Genomic DNA, 14634 nt, shown 5'->3' with positions numbered 1-14634 from the left:
AGGGTCATCCCCATCATGCGTGATGGAGCGCGCGCAAAATAACTCGGCCTTTGCGGCTCGGCACGCACCCCATGGTATGCCGCACGAAGGGTCGCCGGGTTTCCGTCTCGCTCTCGGAAGCCCGAACTCCGCGCTCACATTCCCGGCAGTTTGAAACCCGGCGGCAAGCCCACGTCCTGCTGGATTTTGTTCATTTCCTCGGCGGAAACGCGATCGGCCCGGTCGCGCGCATCGTTGAACGCCGCGGTCACCAGATCCTCGACCATCTGCTTTTCTTCGGGTTTCATCAGGCTATCGTCGATCGCAACGCCAAGGATGCGTCCGCGAGCAGTCGCGCGCACCTTGACCAGTCCGCCGCCGGCCGAACCCTCGACTTCGATATCATCAAGCTTGGCCTGCGCTTCGCCCATCTGCTTCTGGATGGTCTCGGCGGCCTGCTTGGCCTGCGCGAGCATTTCTTCCATGTTCATGCTTTTCTACTCCAGGGTATTTCGCGGCGCTCGGGGGGCGCGCCGCCTTCTTCGATCAATTCGGCATCGGGGAAGGCATCGAATGCCGCCTTCACCAGCGGGTGCGAGCGCATGGCAGCGGCTGCAGCCGTGCGTTCCGCTTCGAGCACTTCGACCAGCGACGGCGCACCGGCACCGCCGGCCACTTCCTCGACCGTCCAGCGCTTGCCGGTATGGCGATGCAGCGCCTCGCGCAGGACCGGGGCGATATCGTCGGTGAACTTGCCGTCGCGCCCGTAGCGCAAGATGCCGTCGGCAAGCTCGACGACCCGCACCTGCAGACGCATGATGCTGGCTTCCTGCAACAGGCCGGATGCATCGATGGCGTCGACCAGTCCCTGCCAGTCCGGTTGCGCGGTAGCGGTCGGCGCTGCCTCACCCCCGCCGGCGGGCATGGATGTGGGAGCCGGCCCAGCTTCCGCGAGCGCCTCGATCTTCTTCGCCAGCTTGCCCGGATCGGGCATTTGCCCGGCATGCAGCGTCCGCAGCAGTGCCATGCGCAGCGCCACCAGCGGATCGGGTGCCAGCCGGACTTCCTCGTGCCCCTTGAGCAGCAATTGCCACAGCCGGTGCAGTTGACCTGCCGGCAGGCGCGATGCCCATTCGGCCAATTGCTCGCGTTCGTCGGCGCTGGCGCCTTCGGGTTCGCTGCCCGAGACCTGCGCGACGGTGATACGATGGGCGACGTCCATCTGGGCGCGCATCAGTGCAAGCGGTTCCACACCAAGCGCATATTGCTCGTCCACTGCCTCCAGCAGGGCCTTGCCCTCGCCTTCGAGAATATGGCCGAACAGGCGGCGCTGCGCGCCTTTGTCTGCAAGGCCGAGCATGTCGCGCACCCGCGCCGCGCTCACCCGTCCCTCGGTATCGAGATCGGCATGCGCGATCGCCTGGTCGAGGATCGAAAGCCCGTCGCGGACCGAACCCTCGGCGGCATTGGCAACGATGTGCAGCGCTTCGGCATCGGCCTCGACGCCTTCCTTGCGGCAGATTTCGGCAAAATGCGCTTCGAGCAGTTCGACCGGGATTCGCCGCAGGTCGAAGCGCTGCGTGCGGCTGAGCACTGTGACCGGCAGTTTCTCGACTTCGGTCGTGGCGAAGAGGAACTTCACATGCGCCGGCGGCTCTTCGAGCGTCTTGAGCAGCGCATTGAAGGCATTGCGCGACAGCATGTGGACTTCGTCGATGATGTAGATCTTGTAGCGCGCCGAAACCGCCGCATAGCGCACCGCCTCGATGATCTCGCGCACGTCGTCGACACCGGTATGGCTCGCCGCGTCCATTTCGATGACATCGATATGGCGCCCTTCGGCAATCGCGCGGCATGGTTCGCATTGACCGCAGGGGCTGATCGTCGGGCCACCCTGCCCGTCCGGGCCGATACAATTGAGGGCCTTGGCGATCAGCCGCGCGGTCGAGGTCTTGCCGACCCCGCGCACGCCGGTCATCAGGAAGGCATGCGCCAACCGATCGCGCGCAATCGCATTGGCGAGCGTGCGCACCATCGCCTCCTGCCCGATAAGCTCGGCAAAGGTCTGCGGGCGGTATTTGCGTGCCAGTACGCGATAGGGCTGCGCCGGATCGGGTGTAACCGGTGGGGTCACGGGAGCGGTTGGGGGCGCGGTCTCAAGCTCGGCCTTCTGCTCGGGCTCGCCAGCAGGCGCACCGCCGAACATCGCTTCCTGTCCGGCGTCCTCGAGTTCCGCCACGCTCGGCGTGTCAGCCTCTTCGGCCCCGCTTTCCCACGGAAGGCCGTCAGGATTGTCCGGTGAATCACCCATGCCCGACTAGGTAGGCACTGGCGCGGCAAAAGTCATGCCATGGCGCATACGAAATGTGGGTGAAAAAGGAGCCGGCCGACCCGCCGCAATCCACCTGGGCTGCTTCCTTCCGGACCTGACCCGGTGAGCGAACGCAAACGTCCGACCGACTCCCGGCGCGCCATATGGCGGCGGGAGCGAGAAAAATCAATTACCGAAAATTGTCGGCGTAGGCCTGCAGCTTGAGGCTTTTGGCAGGCGTCGCGTGAACGCGCGCGACAATGCCGTATTTCTCGGCATAGGCCTTTGCTTCATCCTTGCTCGGGAAGGTCAACTGGACTTGTGCCTGCGTATCGCCGCTGCCGGTCCAACCCATCAGCGGATCGGCCTTGCGCGCTTCGGACTGCTCGAATTCGAGCACCCATTCGTCGGTACGTGCCCTGCCGGACTGCATGGCGTTCTTCGGTCGCTGGTAGATACGTGCTGACATTTCTCTCGATCCTTCAGGCGCCGGGCGGCAAACACCCCTCGCCTGGCTACCTCGCATGAACCCTAAACAGGCTCGCCCTTGCCTCGCCTTCGGCGTGGAAGTCAACTAGCGCGAGCGGTCGAAGGCGTTCCTGGTCTTCAAACTTGGCGCTTCGGTCCAGGGTTCCTCCGGCCAGCGATGTTTGGGATAGCGCCCCTTCATTTCCTTGCGCACTTCGGCCCAGCTTCCCCGCCAGAAGCCGGGCAAGTCGCGCGTCGACTGGATCGGCCGCCCCGCCGGGCTGGTCAGCTTGAGTAGCAACGGCGTGTCGCCGACCATGGGATGGCGCTCCAGCCCGAACAGTGCCTGGACGCGAACCTCGACGCTCGGGGCATCGTCGCCAATGTAGTCGATCTCGTGGGTGGTCCCTGCAGGCGAGGTAAAAGCGCGGGGCGCCAGCCGGTCGAGCCGCTGGCGGCTGTCCCAATCGATCTGGCCGAGCACGGCATCGACCAGCCTGCCCTGCGGCAGCGCCAGATCACGCCTGTCCTGAAGTAGGGGTGCCAGCCACACATGTGCGGTAGCGGCGAGGCTCGCACTGGAAAGGCTTTCGATGCCGGCATGACCGGCCCGAGCAAGCAGCGCTTGCGGAAGCAGCTTCGCCGGGTTCTCCAGAGCCTTGTCCACAAGCATGTCCACAATTGCGCGGGGGTCGGGTGCGGGATCGGGACCGCGCGCCAGCGTGATCGCGCCGAGCCTGCGCTCGAGCAAGGCCTCGACCCGGTCCCCCGTCCAGCGCAGGACCTGTCGGCGCTCGATACGGTCGGGGAGCCAGCGTTCCAGCTCGATTTCTTCCAGAGCAATACCCGAGGTTATCCGCGCGCCCTTCGCTTGCCCCTGCGCATCGCCCACGACCATGAACGCCGCGCGAGCGAGCGGGGAAGTCGGGTCAAGGACGAAACCCCTGCCGCCTGCGGCGAGCCACTGTTCACCGCTGGCATCGCGCCGCTTGGCAATGAATTCAGGCCGCCCAGCCGCCAGCAGGATCGCGGGCGGCGGCGCATTGCCGGTCGAAACCGGACCGGCAAGGTCGGCGGCGCGCTTGGCCCATCGCCCGGCCAGCTTGCGACTGGCATCGGCCCGGCGACCGCGATCGGCATTCCAGCGCGACAGACGCGCTTCCAGATCCTCCCCCGGACCACCCAGCCCGCGTTCCTGTAGCAACAGCGCCAGCCGCGCGGCTTGTTCGGCTGCGCCATGCTCGGCCCCGAACAGCACGGTCGCCGCACCTTGCGGATCGAGCGGCAGTTGCGCGAGCTTGCTGCCACGCGGCGTAATCCGGCCGGTTTCATCCAGCGCGTCCAGCGCCGCCAGCATTGCCGCGCCGCGCCGACCGAAGCTTCCGGGGGTGGATCGAGCCATGCGAGGTCCGCAGGATCGCCGCTTCCCCATTGCGCCAGTGCCAGCACCAGCGGGGCAAGGTCGGCCGTCACCATTTCGGGCGGATCGTAGGCGGGCCGCCCGGCGTGCCCGGCTTCCTCCCACAAGCGGTATGCCACCCCTGGCCCCTGGCGGGCCGCGCGCCCGGCGCGCTGCGCCGCCGCTGCCTGGCTTGCGCGATGCGTCACCAGATGCGTCGTGCCTGCGGCCCGGTCGAATTCGGCCCTGCGCGACAGCCCCGCATCGACCACTACCGAGACCCCGTCGAGCGTGAGCGAAGTCTCCGCGATCGCGGTCGCAAGCACCACCCTGCGCCGCTCGCCGGGATCGCGTTTGATCGCCGCGCGCTGGCCCGCCGGGTCGACCTGTCCGTGTAGCGGCAGGATGAGCGCAGCGGGCAGCCGCGCTTCGAGCCGTTCGCGCGTCCGCTCGATCTCGCGGACACCAGGAAGGAAGGCTAGGATATCGCCTTCCTCCTGACGCCATGCGGTGCCGATGGCCTGCGCCATGGCGTCCTCGACTGCGACCTGCGGCGACGAGCCGAGCCATTCGATACGCAGCGGATAGGCCCGGCCGGCGCTTTCGATGACCGGTGCATCATCCCCCAGCAAGCGCGCAAAGCGGCTGCCGTCGATGGTCGCCGACATGACCAGGACGCGCAAATCCTCGCGCAGCACCGCGCGGCTTTCGAGCGCCAGCGCCAGCCCGAAATCGCTGTCGAGATGGCGTTCATGCGCCTCATCGAACAGCACCGCCGATATGCCGGACAGTTCGGGATCGGCGAGGATCGTGTTCACGAAAATAGCCTCGGTCACGACGAGCACGCGGGTTCGTACCGAACGCTTGCTGTCGAGGCGGGTGAGATAGCCGATCGTTTCGCCAGGTTTCTCCCCCAGCGTTTCGGCCATTCGCTCGGCCGCTGCGCGCGCGGCAACCCGGCGCGGCGACGTCAGGATTATCGTCCCGCGACACCAGTCCTGGTCGAGCAGCGCGGGCGCGACCGCAGTGGTCTTGCCCGCGCCGGGCGGTGCGACCAGCACGGCACCGGTCTGCTCGCGCAGAGCATCGAGCAATTCGGGAAGGACGGAGTGGATCGGCAGTGCGGGCACGCCAGTGGCCCTAGGACGGATCAGTACCCGCGCGCTACCGCGAACAGCGCCGCCTGCGTCATCGCCTGGCGCGCGGTGCTGTCGGGGAAGATCGACAGTGCATCGATCGCCCGCTGGGCAAAGTGCCGCGCGCGCAGTTTGGTATCGTCGACCGCGCCATGGCGGTCGATCAGCGCAATTGCCTGTTCGAGGTCATCGTCGCTGGTCCGGAAGCCGCCGATCGCGGCTTTCCAGAAGGCCCGCTCTTCCTCGTCGCCGCGGGCATAGGCGAGGATGACCGGCAGCGTCATCTTGCCCTCGCGGAAATCGTCGCCGCGATCCTTGCCCATGGTAGCGGCGTTCGAATCGTAATCGAGCGCATCGTCGACCAGCTGGAATGCAACGCCGAGATTGCGACCGTATTCGTCGAGCGCCTGCTCCTGCTCGTCGCTGCACTCGGCAATGACGGCGGCAATCCGGCTGGCCGCGGCAAACAGCGCTGCGGTCTTGGCGCGGATGATATTGAGGTAGCGTTCCTCGCTGGTGTCGATCTTGCGCTGCGCGGTGAGCTGGTCGACCTCACCCTCGGCAATGATCGCGCTCGCACCCGAGAGGATCTTGAGCACCTTGAGGCTGCCGTCCTCGGTCATCAGTTCGAACGAGCGGCTGAAAAGGAAATCGCCGACCAGCACGGTCGCGGGATTGCCATAGATGATATTGGCGGCTGCCTTGCCGCGGCGCAGGTCGGACCCGTCGACGACATCGTCGTGCAGCAGCGTGGCGGTGTGAATGAACTCCACTGCGGCAGCGAGCTTGTGCTGGCGCGTGCCGCTGTAACCGACCAGTTCGGCCCCCGCGAGCGTCAGCATCGGGCGCAGGCGCTTGCCCCCGCCCGCGATCAGATGCCCGGCAAGCGCGGGGATCAGCGGCACTTCGCTCTGCATCCGGTCGAGGATGACCTGGTTGACCCGGTTCATGCCCTGCGCAGTGAGAGCCAGCATGGGTTCGATCGAGCCCTCGGGCTCTGCGCGATTCAGGGGGATTACGTCGGCAGACATTTCGGCTTGGCCATGGTCTGCCCAAGCTTTCTTGGCAAGACGGGATTTGCTGTTAGCGTGATCGCATGTCCGACGCCCCACAGACCGATGCCGTCCTTGCCGGCTTTCGCAAAAGCATCGACAATATCGATGCCGCGCTCATCCATATGCTCGCCGAGCGGTTCCGGATCACGCAGGCGGTTGGCGAATACAAGGCCAGGGTCACGCTGCCCCCGGCCGATCCGGCGCGCGAGCAGGAACAGATCATGCGGCTGCGCCGGTTGGCCGAAGACAGCGAGCTCGATCCCGAGTTCAGCGAGAAATTCCTGCGCTTCATCATCGACGAGGTGATCCGCCACCACGAACGCGCGGCGCGGCGCTAGATCCGGCTTACAGCGCGCTGCGCGGCAGGGTGAGCTTGACCAGCAGGCCGCCCAAATCCTCGCTCTCGCCCAGTTCGACCGAGCCGCCGTAGATCTCTACCACATCGCGCACGATGGCGAGGCCAAGTCCGGTTCCGGGCTTGCCCGTATCGAGCCGTGCACCGCGGTCGAAGATGCGCGGGCGTTCGCTTTCCGGGATACCGATACCGTCATCCTCGATCCAGATGATGCAGCGGCTTGCTGCCGGATCGGCATCGATGGTGACGAACACGCTGCCCCCGCCGTATTTGGCCGCATTCTCGATCAGATTGCCAAGGATTTCATCGAGATCCTGCCGCTCCATCGAAACCGCGGCATCTCGATTGCCATCGAGGTCGAAGCGGGTTTCCTCGTAGATACGGGTTACCGCACGCAGCACGCTTTCGGCGCTGGGCCAGACCTCGGCGCGGGCATGCCCGCTGGCGCGGCGGCCCACCGCGCGGGCGCGCGCCAGGTGATGTTCGACATGGCGCTGCATGGTCTTGGTTTCGCGGCAGACAAGGTCGGACAGACGCGGATCATGCGCGGTGGCGGCATTGGTCAGCACCGTCAGCGGGGTCTTGAGCGCATGCGCCAGGTTGCCCGCATGCATCCGCGCTTCCTCCGCCTGCTGTTCGGTATGCGCGAGCAGCGCGTTGATCTCATCGACCAGCGGCTCGACTTCGAGCGGGAGCGGATCGGTGATCCGATTGGTGCCGTGGGTGCGCATGGCCTGGATTGCGTTGCGCACACGCCGCAGCGGCGAAAGGCCGTACCAGCTTTGCAGCATCGCCATCGCCAGCAGGCCAAGCGCCAGGGCGGCGAAACTCCAGACGAGAATCGAGCGGATCCGCGTAATCTGGTAGTCGAGTTCGCCGCGCGCCGAGGCAACCGCGAAGGTCCAGCGCGTGTCGCTATCTGGCAGGATGACGGTCCGTTCGACGATCCGCAGGGGTTCGTTCTCGAACTGGTCCGAATTGTAGAAATGCGGCTCGTTGTCGATGTGGTCGCCCTCGACCGTCAGGCTGCGATCCCACAGGCTGCGGCTGGGAAACGGCTGGTGCCCCTCACCGGTGATCTGCCAATAGACGCCGCTATTGGGTTCGAGAAAGCGCTGGTCGCCGAGCGAGCGGTAGAGCTGCACATCGCCGAAGCTGTCGATTTCGGCCGAGGTAATCAGCGCGGTCTGCACATATTCGAGCTGCTCGTCGAAATTGTCCTCGACCAGCCGGACCAGCGTGCGGTCGAGCGCAAAGCCGCCGCCGAGCAGCAACACGCCGATCCACAGCGCGGCGATCGCCATCATGCGCCGCGCAAGACTGCGCTTCGCCGGCGGTGCAGCGAGGGTCACCGGGCTGTCGGCAGCCGGGTCTGGCGGCGGGGATCGCCCGACCTTCAGCACCGTGCCGGGCGCAGCATCAGGCGCGCGGCTGGTCGGCGGGGTCGTCGAGGCTGTATCCGAGTCCACGGATCGTCGTGATCACTTCGGCGCCCAGCTTCTTGCGGATGCGCGTGACGAAGACCTCGATCGTGTTCGAATCGCGGTCGAAATCCTGATCGTAGATATGCTCGATCAGTTCGGTGCGGCTGACCACCTTGCCCTTGTGGTGCATGAGGTAGCTCAGCAGCTTGTATTCCTGCGCGGTCAGCTTGACCGGTTCACCCTTGAGCGTGACGCGGCCTGAGCGCGTGTCCAGCCGGACATGGCCGGCAGTCAGTTCGCTCGACGTGTTGCCCGATGCGCGGCGGATCAACGCACGCAGACGGGCTATCAGTTCTTCGGTCTGGAAGGGCTTGGCGAGGTAATCGTCCGCGCCTGCATCGAGGCCGGCGACCTTGTCCGACCAGCTGTCGCGCGCGGTCAGGACCAGGACCGGGAACTTGCGGCCTTCCTTGCGCCACATGCCGAGCACGGTCAGCCCGTCGATTTCAGGCAGGCCGAGATCGAGGATCACGGCGTCGTAATCCTCGGTGCTGCCGAGAAAATGGCCGTCTTCGCCATCGGTGGACAGATCCACCGCATAGCCGTTCTGCTCGAGCGTCGACTTGAGTTGCTGGCCCAGGGTGGGCTCATCCTCGACGATCAGGATCCGCATAAATGTCCGTCCTCGGATTGTTTGAAGCGCGTTTCGTTCATGTAGATGAACGCGTCAACCTGAACGGAGTTGCACCGGCGGAAATCAGCGGCTGCGCCGAAGGACTTTCCCGGTGCGCGCATCGACATCGACATACATCACGCGGCCATCCCTGATAAACTTCAGGCGATAGGCCATCGCGGTCGAATCGTAGGCCGGGCCGAGATATTCCGCCCCGCGCATGGTCGGCAGGATACGCGCCTCGATATCGCGCAGTTGCAGGATATTGCCCGCACTCATCTCACGCCGCGCCTCGCCCTGTTCGGAACGGGGCTGTGCGACAGCGGGCGCGGCCATGATCGGGCCGGTAACGAGCCCCAAGGCGAGGAAAGAGGCGAAAATGCGTTTCATAATGCGAACCTGCCTAGCCTTGGGGCATTGAACAAGGACTGAATGTCCGTGCTTGCGCTCATCCGGCCTAGCGGGTCATCTCGAATTTTACGGTCAGCGAAACCATCGTGCCAACCAGACCCGGTTCGACCGGCGTCGGCGCCGCCGATACCTTGATCGCCTGGCGGGCATCCGATTCGGCAAAAGGCATCGGTCCGCTCGATGCGACGGATTCGCTCACTTCGAGCAGCCTCACGCCGCCAAAACCCGACCATTGGGCATATTCCTCCGCCTGTGCCCTCGCCTTGTCGAACGCCGCCTTGCGCGCCTGCGCGCGCGCCGGGCTGTCATCGTCGAGCGAGAAGCGCGGACCGCCGATATCGGTCGCTCCTGCAGCGACCAGCGCATCGAGCACCTCGCCGGCCCGCTTCACGTCGCGCAAGGTGACGCTCACGCGGTTCGAGGCCTGGTAGCCGCGGAACACCTGCTGGCGGGTCGACTGGTCGTAATCGTACTGCGCGCCAAGATTGATTCCGGTCGTCTGGATATCGTCTTCATCGATCCCGAGCGCCTTGATGCGGTCGATCACCGCGGTCATTTCCCGCGCGTTGATCTGCATCGCCTCGACCGCGGTGCGCGCCTGGCTGGTCACGCCGGCGCTGATGTCGACGATGTCGGGCTTGGCATCGACGGTTTCGCTCACCGACAGTTCGACCACCGGCCCCTGGCTGACGATCTGGACTTCGGCGGCCTGTACCTGCGAAGCGGTGGCGGCAATGGCCAGCGCGGGAATAGCGAAACGGATCATGGATTTGCTCCTCATTTGTCGAGCGTAATGTCGGCTTTACAGCTTTACGGCTTGCTGAACGGAAGTGTTCCCGCTTTTCTCGGCCCTTGCTTGCCGCTAGCCATAGCGCCGATCGAGAGGGAATGAATGACAGCCTGGAAATATGCGCTGGCCGCCTTGGCCATGGTAGCGACGCAGCCGCTGGTCGCGCAGATGGAGCCCGTGCCCGCGCGCGCCGCCGACGAGGGCGAAGGTCCCTTCGGCAAGCTGCTGATCCGCGGCGCGACGGTGATCGAGGGCAGCGGCGCGCCGCCGGCGGGACCGATCGACATCATGGTCGAAGGCAATCGCATCGCTGCGCTTTATCCGGGCGGCGCCCCCGCCGCCGAGGCGCAAGACGTGCAGCGCGTGATCGATGCCAAGGGCATGTATATCCTGCCCGGCTTCGTCGACGTGCATGGCCACAATGGCGATGCTTCGAAAGCGCCGCAGCCATCCTATGGCTACAAGCTGTGGCTCGCGCATGGCGTGACCACGGTCCGCGGGGTGAGCTTCTACTTCGGCCCCGATACGCCCGACCTTTCGGACGCGCGCCGCAGCGCCGCCAACACCATCACCGCTCCGCGCCTGATCCCCTACGCCGTCTTTGGCGATAAATGGTCGCGCGGAGCGCCCGACACCCCAACCGAGGCGCGCGAATGGGTCCGCTGGGCCAAGGCGCAGGGCTATTGGGGTGTCAAATTCTTCAACGGCTATTCGCCCGCAGTCTTCGCGGCGGCTTTCGACGAGGCGGAGAAGCAGCAGATGGGCACCGTCGCGCATCTCGCGCAGACCGGCGTGGCCGAAGTCAATGCGCGCAAGGCGGTCGAACTCGGCCTCGACGACGTGACGCATTTCTACGGCCATTTCGAAAGCCTGCTGAAAGACGCCGCGCTCCCCTATTATCCCGAGGACTACAATTATTTCGACGAGCAATCGCGCTTCGCCTGGGTTGCCCGGCTTGCCCCGCAGGCCGTCGAACCCGGTAGCGAGACGTGGGACGATTACGTTGACCTGCTGATCGAGAGCGGCGTGACGCTGAGCCCGACCTTCAACATCTACGCCGCCAGCCGCGACGTGATGCGTGCGCGCGGGTTCGATTGGCATGCACGGTACACACTGCCCTCGTTGATGGATTTCTACGCGCCCAGCGCGACCAATCACGGCAGCTATTACAAGGACTGGACGAGCGAGGACGAGGTCGAGTGGCGGAATTTCTACGCCAAGTGGTTTGCGCTGACCAAGGACTTCCATGACCGCGGCGGGCGCGTCACCGCCGGTTCCGACCCCGGTTACATCTACCAGACCTGGGGCTTCGCCTATATCGGCGAGCTGGAAATGCTGCGCGAGGCGGGCCTGTCGCCGCTCGCCGTCATTCGCGCGGCAACGCTCGACGGGGCGCGTGCGCTGTACGAACCGCTGGGCGAGGAACCGCCGATGGGCCGGATTGCCGTGGGCCAGCTGGCCGATCTGGTGATCGTGCCCGAGAACCCGCTGGCCAATCTCAAGGTGCTCTATGGCACGGGCCATACTCGGCTCAATCGCGAGACCGGCGTGATCGAGCAGGTCGGCGGGGTGCGCTGGACCATCAAGGACGGGATCGTTTACGATGCGCCGCAATTGCTCGCCGACGTCGCGCGGATGGTCGCGGAGCAGGAGGCGGCGCGCTAGCGTCTTGCGGAGCGGCGTCCGCGCGCCTACCTCGCGCGGCCTATGGCACAGCCCCCCATTCTCAGCCTCGAAGGCATCGCGCTGCAACAGGGCGGCAAATGGCTGTTCGGCGGGCCCGATCACGACCCGCTCGACCTGCATGTCGGCCCGCGCGACCGCATCGCGCTGATCGGGCGCAATGGGGTGGGCAAGACCACGCTGTTCCGGATGATCGACGGGCAGGTCGAAACCGATGCCGGCATCCGCAAGACCAAACCGGGCACGCGGATCGTCGTACTCGAACAGGACCCCGACCTTTCGGGCCATGCCACGCTGATGGAGTGGGCGCTGGCGGGCGAACATGCGCCGCAGGAGCACGAGATCGACGCCATTGCCGGCCAGCTCGGTATCGACATGGCGCGCGAGACCAAGGGCGCAAGCGGGGGCGAGAAACGCCGCGCAGCGATCGCGCGAGCGCTGGCGCAGGACCCCGACCTGCTGCTGATGGACGAGCCGACCAACCATCTCGACCTCGGCGCGATCGACTGGCTCGAAAGCTGGCTCGAACGCTACAAGGGCGCCTTTCTCGTCATCAGCCACGACCGGACCTTCCTCAAACGCCTGACCCGCACCACGCTGTGGCTCGACCGCGGAAGCCTGCGCCGCAAGGAAGTGGGCTTTGGCGGCTACGAGGCATGGGAAGAACAGGTCTATGCCGAGGAAGCCCGCGCGGCGGAGAAGCTCGACGCCAAGCTCAAGCTCGAGGCACACTGGCTCGAGCGCGGGGTCACCGCGCGGCGCAAGCGCAACCAGGGCAGGCTCGAGAAGCTGGGCCAGATGCGCGCGCAACGCGCTTCGATGATCGACGCCGCTGGCACCGCCAAGCTCAAGCTGGCGACCGAGGAAGACTTCAAGTCCAAATCGGTGATCGCGGCCGAGAACATCACCAAGGCCTATGGCGACCGGACGATCATCAAGCCGTTCTCGCTGCGAGATCCAGCGCGGTGACCGGATCGGCATTGTCGGCGCCAATGGCGCGGGCAAGACCACGCTGCTCAAGATGCTTACCGGCGAACTCGCACCCGACAGCGGCAAGGTCGACATCGCCAAGACGCTGACCGGGGTGATGATCGACCAGCAACGCCAGCTGCTCACCGCCGACAAGACGGTGCGGCACGTGCTCGCCGAAGGCGGCGACTGGATCGATGTGCGCGGCAATCGCAAGCATGTGCAGGCCTATCTCAAGGACTTCCTGTTCGATCCAAAGATCGTCGACATGAAGGTCAGCGTGCTGTCGGGCGGCGAACGCAGCCGGCTGCTGCTGGCGCGCGAGTTCGCCAAGGCGAGCAACCTGCTGGTGCTCGACGAGCCGACCAACGACCTCGACCTCGAAACGCTCGACCTGCTGCAGGAGGTCATCGCCGACTACGAAGGCACGGTGCTGATCGTCAGCCATGACCGCGACTTCCTCGACCGCACGGTGACCATTACGCTCGGCCTCGACGGGACCGGCAAGGTCGATGTGGTCGCGGGCGGCTACGAGGACTGGGAGCGCAAGCGCCGCCAGCCGGTCGCGGGCAAACCCAAGGCTGAGAAGCAGGCCGAGAAACCCGCCGCCCCGCCGCCCCCCGCAAAGTCGAACAAGCTTTCCTACAAGGACCAACGCGACTTCGAACTGCTGCCGACGCGCATCGAGGAACTCGAAACCGCGATTTCCAAGGGCGAGGCGATCCTGTCCGATCCCGAACTCTACACTGCCGATCCGCAGCGCTTCGCCAATATCTCCAAGGGCCTGGAGAACGCCCGCGCCGAGAAGGATGCCGCGGAGGAGCGCTGGCTGATGCTGGCGGAGGCGGTCGAAGGGTGAGCCTCGAGGCCGAGATCGCGGCCTGCCGCATCTGCGCCGATCACTTGCCGCACGGCGTGCGCCCCGTGGCCAGCTTCTCGGCAACCGCGCGGTTGCTGATCATCGGTCAGGCGCCCGGATCGAAGGTCCATGAAAGCGGCATTCCGTGGGATGATGCCAGCGGCGACCGGCTGCGCGAATGGACCGGGCTGAGCAAGGACCAGATGTACGACCCTGCGCGAGTCGCGCTGGTCCCGATGGGGTTCTGCTATCCTGGCAAGGCGAGCGGCGGCGACAAACCGCCGCGCCGCGAATGCGCCGCACAGTGGCACGAGCGCGTGCTCGACGTGCTGCCCGAGGACCGGCTGACCCTGCTGGTCGGCACCTACGCGCAGGCGCGATATCTGCCCGCGGCGCGCACGCTGTCGATGACCGACCGGGTACGCCAATTCCGCGACTACCTCCCGCACTTCATCCCCCTGCCCCACCCCGCGTGGCGCTCGACCATCTGGATGCGCCAGCACCCGTGGTTCGAAGCCGAAGTGCTGCCCGTATTGCGCAAGGCGGTTGCGCAGCGCGTATAGGACTGGACGGTTGGCTCCCAACGACATGGACCACATGGACCACTGTCCTGCGCAAAATATCCCGCCTCAGCCGATCCGGTAGAAAACCGCCACCCGGTCGAGCGCGAGCTTGAGCACCAGCTTGCCGCTGCGTGCGGGCCATTCAAGCGCGCGTTCGGCCCCCGGCAGCCCCTCGCCCGCACACGCGACACGCCATAGAATGTCGCTGAGCCCGGGTCCTGCCTCGCGCATCGCACAATCGAAGCGGTCCTTTGCCGCAAGCTGGTGCTCGGTCGGGGTAAGGTCGCGGTCCGCGGCGCCGCCATCGACCCGCACTGGATCCCAACGCATGGAGGTCGAAGGGGCGATCTGCGCGCGTTCGTAATCGGCGCGTAGCCGTTCCCCGGCATCGAACTGTCGCTCGGTCAGATGCCCGCGTGCATGCAGCCAGGTAAGCGGGCTTTCGGCGAGATTGACCGTTACGCTGCGCCGTTTGCCATGCGCGGCGGCGCCGCGGCGCGGCCCTTCCTCGGTCAGTTCGCGTTCGACAAGTGTGCGGCGCATGGCAGTCTCCCTAGTT

The 14634-nt window shown here is 65.8% G+C and carries 12 protein-coding genes, 1 other RNA gene and 2 pseudogenes; 4 read left to right on the top strand and 11 right to left on the bottom strand.

Annotated features, from left to right (window positions below; genetic code table 11):
- Positions 1-134: 134 nt before the first annotated feature.
- From VWN43_RS04445 to VWN43_RS04420, 6 genes and pseudogenes are all read right to left on the bottom strand, one after another.
- Positions 135-470 (bottom strand): YbaB/EbfC family nucleoid-associated protein, encoded by a 336-nt coding sequence (locus tag VWN43_RS04445; RefSeq protein ID WP_420493518.1) that lies wholly within the window; start codon positions 468-470, stop codon positions 135-137.
- Positions 467-2290: a DNA polymerase III subunit gamma/tau gene (locus VWN43_RS04440; RefSeq protein ID WP_320180504.1), complete on the bottom strand. Its 1824-nt coding sequence runs from the start codon at positions 2288-2290 to the stop codon at positions 467-469. The genes VWN43_RS04445 and VWN43_RS04440 overlap by 4 nt, the downstream gene beginning before the upstream one ends.
- A gap of 61 nt (positions 2291-2351) precedes the next feature.
- Positions 2352-2446: signal recognition particle sRNA small type (gene ffs / locus VWN43_RS04435), an RNA gene on the bottom strand.
- Between the two features lie 34 nt (positions 2447-2480).
- Positions 2481-2759, bottom strand: coding sequence for an ETC complex I subunit (locus VWN43_RS04430; RefSeq protein ID WP_253517078.1), 279 nt, complete (start codon positions 2757-2759; stop codon positions 2481-2483).
- A 105-nt stretch (positions 2760-2864) separates the two neighbouring features.
- Positions 2865-5287: pseudogene (gene hrpB / locus VWN43_RS04425) on the bottom strand (ATP-dependent helicase HrpB).
- 20 nt (positions 5288-5307) lie between these two features.
- Positions 5308-6324 (bottom strand): polyprenyl synthetase family protein, encoded by a 1017-nt coding sequence (locus VWN43_RS04420; RefSeq protein WP_253517083.1) that lies wholly within the window; start codon positions 6322-6324, stop codon positions 5308-5310.
- 65 nt (positions 6325-6389) lie between these two features.
- Between VWN43_RS04420 and VWN43_RS04415 the strand changes: the two genes are divergently transcribed.
- Complete coding sequence (locus VWN43_RS04415) at positions 6390-6686, top strand: chorismate mutase (protein ID WP_253517085.1); 297 nt, start codon at positions 6390-6392, stop codon at positions 6684-6686.
- A gap of 7 nt (positions 6687-6693) precedes the next feature.
- On the opposite strand, the gene VWN43_RS04410 is transcribed toward VWN43_RS04415, so the two are convergent.
- From VWN43_RS04410 to VWN43_RS04395, 4 genes are all read right to left on the bottom strand, one after another.
- Complete coding sequence (locus tag VWN43_RS04410; protein WP_253522936.1) at positions 6694-8010, bottom strand: sensor histidine kinase; 1317 nt, start codon at positions 8008-8010, stop codon at positions 6694-6696.
- A 112-nt stretch (positions 8011-8122) separates the two neighbouring features.
- Positions 8123-8800 carry a response regulator transcription factor gene (locus tag VWN43_RS04405; RefSeq protein ID WP_253517088.1) on the bottom strand — a complete coding sequence of 226 codons (678 nt, stop codon included), beginning with the start codon at positions 8798-8800 and terminating at the stop codon, positions 8123-8125.
- An 84-nt stretch (positions 8801-8884) separates the two neighbouring features.
- Complete coding sequence (locus VWN43_RS04400) at positions 8885-9190, bottom strand: PepSY domain-containing protein (protein ID WP_253517091.1); 306 nt, start codon at positions 9188-9190, stop codon at positions 8885-8887.
- 67 nt (positions 9191-9257) lie between these two features.
- Positions 9258-9977, bottom strand: coding sequence for an SIMPL domain-containing protein (locus VWN43_RS04395; protein WP_320180505.1), 720 nt, complete (start codon positions 9975-9977; stop codon positions 9258-9260).
- A 126-nt stretch (positions 9978-10103) separates the two neighbouring features.
- Between VWN43_RS04395 and VWN43_RS04390 the strand changes: the two genes are divergently transcribed.
- The 3 genes and pseudogenes from VWN43_RS04390 (at position 10104) to VWN43_RS04380 (ending at position 14075) form a co-directional block, all read left to right on the top strand.
- Positions 10104-11666 (top strand): amidohydrolase family protein, encoded by a 1563-nt coding sequence (locus VWN43_RS04390; protein WP_320180506.1) that lies wholly within the window; start codon positions 10104-10106, stop codon positions 11664-11666.
- A gap of 42 nt (positions 11667-11708) precedes the next feature.
- Positions 11709-13512, top strand: a pseudogene (locus VWN43_RS04385) (ABC-F family ATP-binding cassette domain-containing protein).
- Positions 13509-14075, top strand: coding sequence for a uracil-DNA glycosylase family protein (locus tag VWN43_RS04380; RefSeq protein WP_320180508.1), 567 nt, complete (start codon positions 13509-13511; stop codon positions 14073-14075). Before VWN43_RS04385 ends, VWN43_RS04380 begins: the two are co-directional and overlap by 4 nt.
- Positions 14076-14141: 66 nt before the next feature.
- On the opposite strand, the gene VWN43_RS04375 is transcribed toward VWN43_RS04380, so the two are convergent.
- Positions 14142-14618 carry a DUF6456 domain-containing protein gene (locus VWN43_RS04375; RefSeq protein ID WP_320180509.1) on the bottom strand — a complete coding sequence of 159 codons (477 nt, stop codon included), beginning with the start codon at positions 14616-14618 and terminating at the stop codon, positions 14142-14144.
- Positions 14619-14634 lie beyond the last annotated feature (16 nt).

The organism is Qipengyuania sp. HL-TH1 (assembly GCF_036365825.1).
Lineage (GTDB): Bacteria > Pseudomonadota > Alphaproteobacteria > Sphingomonadales > Sphingomonadaceae > Qipengyuania > Qipengyuania profunda.
Note: the sequence above shows the minus strand (reverse complement) of the source record. Positions and strands in the feature narration are given on the sequence as shown.

Coding starts and splice junctions, on each gene's coding strand:
- VWN43_RS04445 (WP_420493518.1), bottom strand. CDS start 470: ATGAACATGGAAGAAATGCTCGCGCAGGCCAAGCAGGCCGCCGAGACC.
- VWN43_RS04440 (WP_320180504.1), bottom strand. CDS start 2,290: ATGGGTGATTCACCGGACAATCCTGACGGCCTTCCGTGGGAAAGCGGG.
- VWN43_RS04430 (WP_253517078.1), bottom strand. CDS start 2,759: ATGTCAGCACGTATCTACCAGCGACCGAAGAACGCCATGCAGTCCGGC.
- VWN43_RS04420 (WP_253517083.1), bottom strand. CDS start 6,324: ATGTCTGCCGACGTAATCCCCCTGAATCGCGCAGAGCCCGAGGGCTCG.
- VWN43_RS04415 (WP_253517085.1), top strand. CDS start 6,390: ATGTCCGACGCCCCACAGACCGATGCCGTCCTTGCCGGCTTTCGCAAA.
- VWN43_RS04410 (WP_253522936.1), bottom strand. CDS start 8,010: ATGATGGCGATCGCCGCGCTGTGGATCGGCGTGTTGCTGCTCGGCGGC.
- VWN43_RS04405 (WP_253517088.1), bottom strand. CDS start 8,800: ATGCGGATCCTGATCGTCGAGGATGAGCCCACCCTGGGCCAGCAACTC.
- VWN43_RS04400 (WP_253517091.1), bottom strand. CDS start 9,190: ATGAAACGCATTTTCGCCTCTTTCCTCGCCTTGGGGCTCGTTACCGGC.
- VWN43_RS04395 (WP_320180505.1), bottom strand. CDS start 9,977: ATGATCCGTTTCGCTATTCCCGCGCTGGCCATTGCCGCCACCGCTTCG.
- VWN43_RS04390 (WP_320180506.1), top strand. CDS start 10,104: ATGACAGCCTGGAAATATGCGCTGGCCGCCTTGGCCATGGTAGCGACG.
- VWN43_RS04375 (WP_320180509.1), bottom strand. CDS start 14,618: ATGCGCCGCACACTTGTCGAACGCGAACTGACCGAGGAAGGGCCGCGC.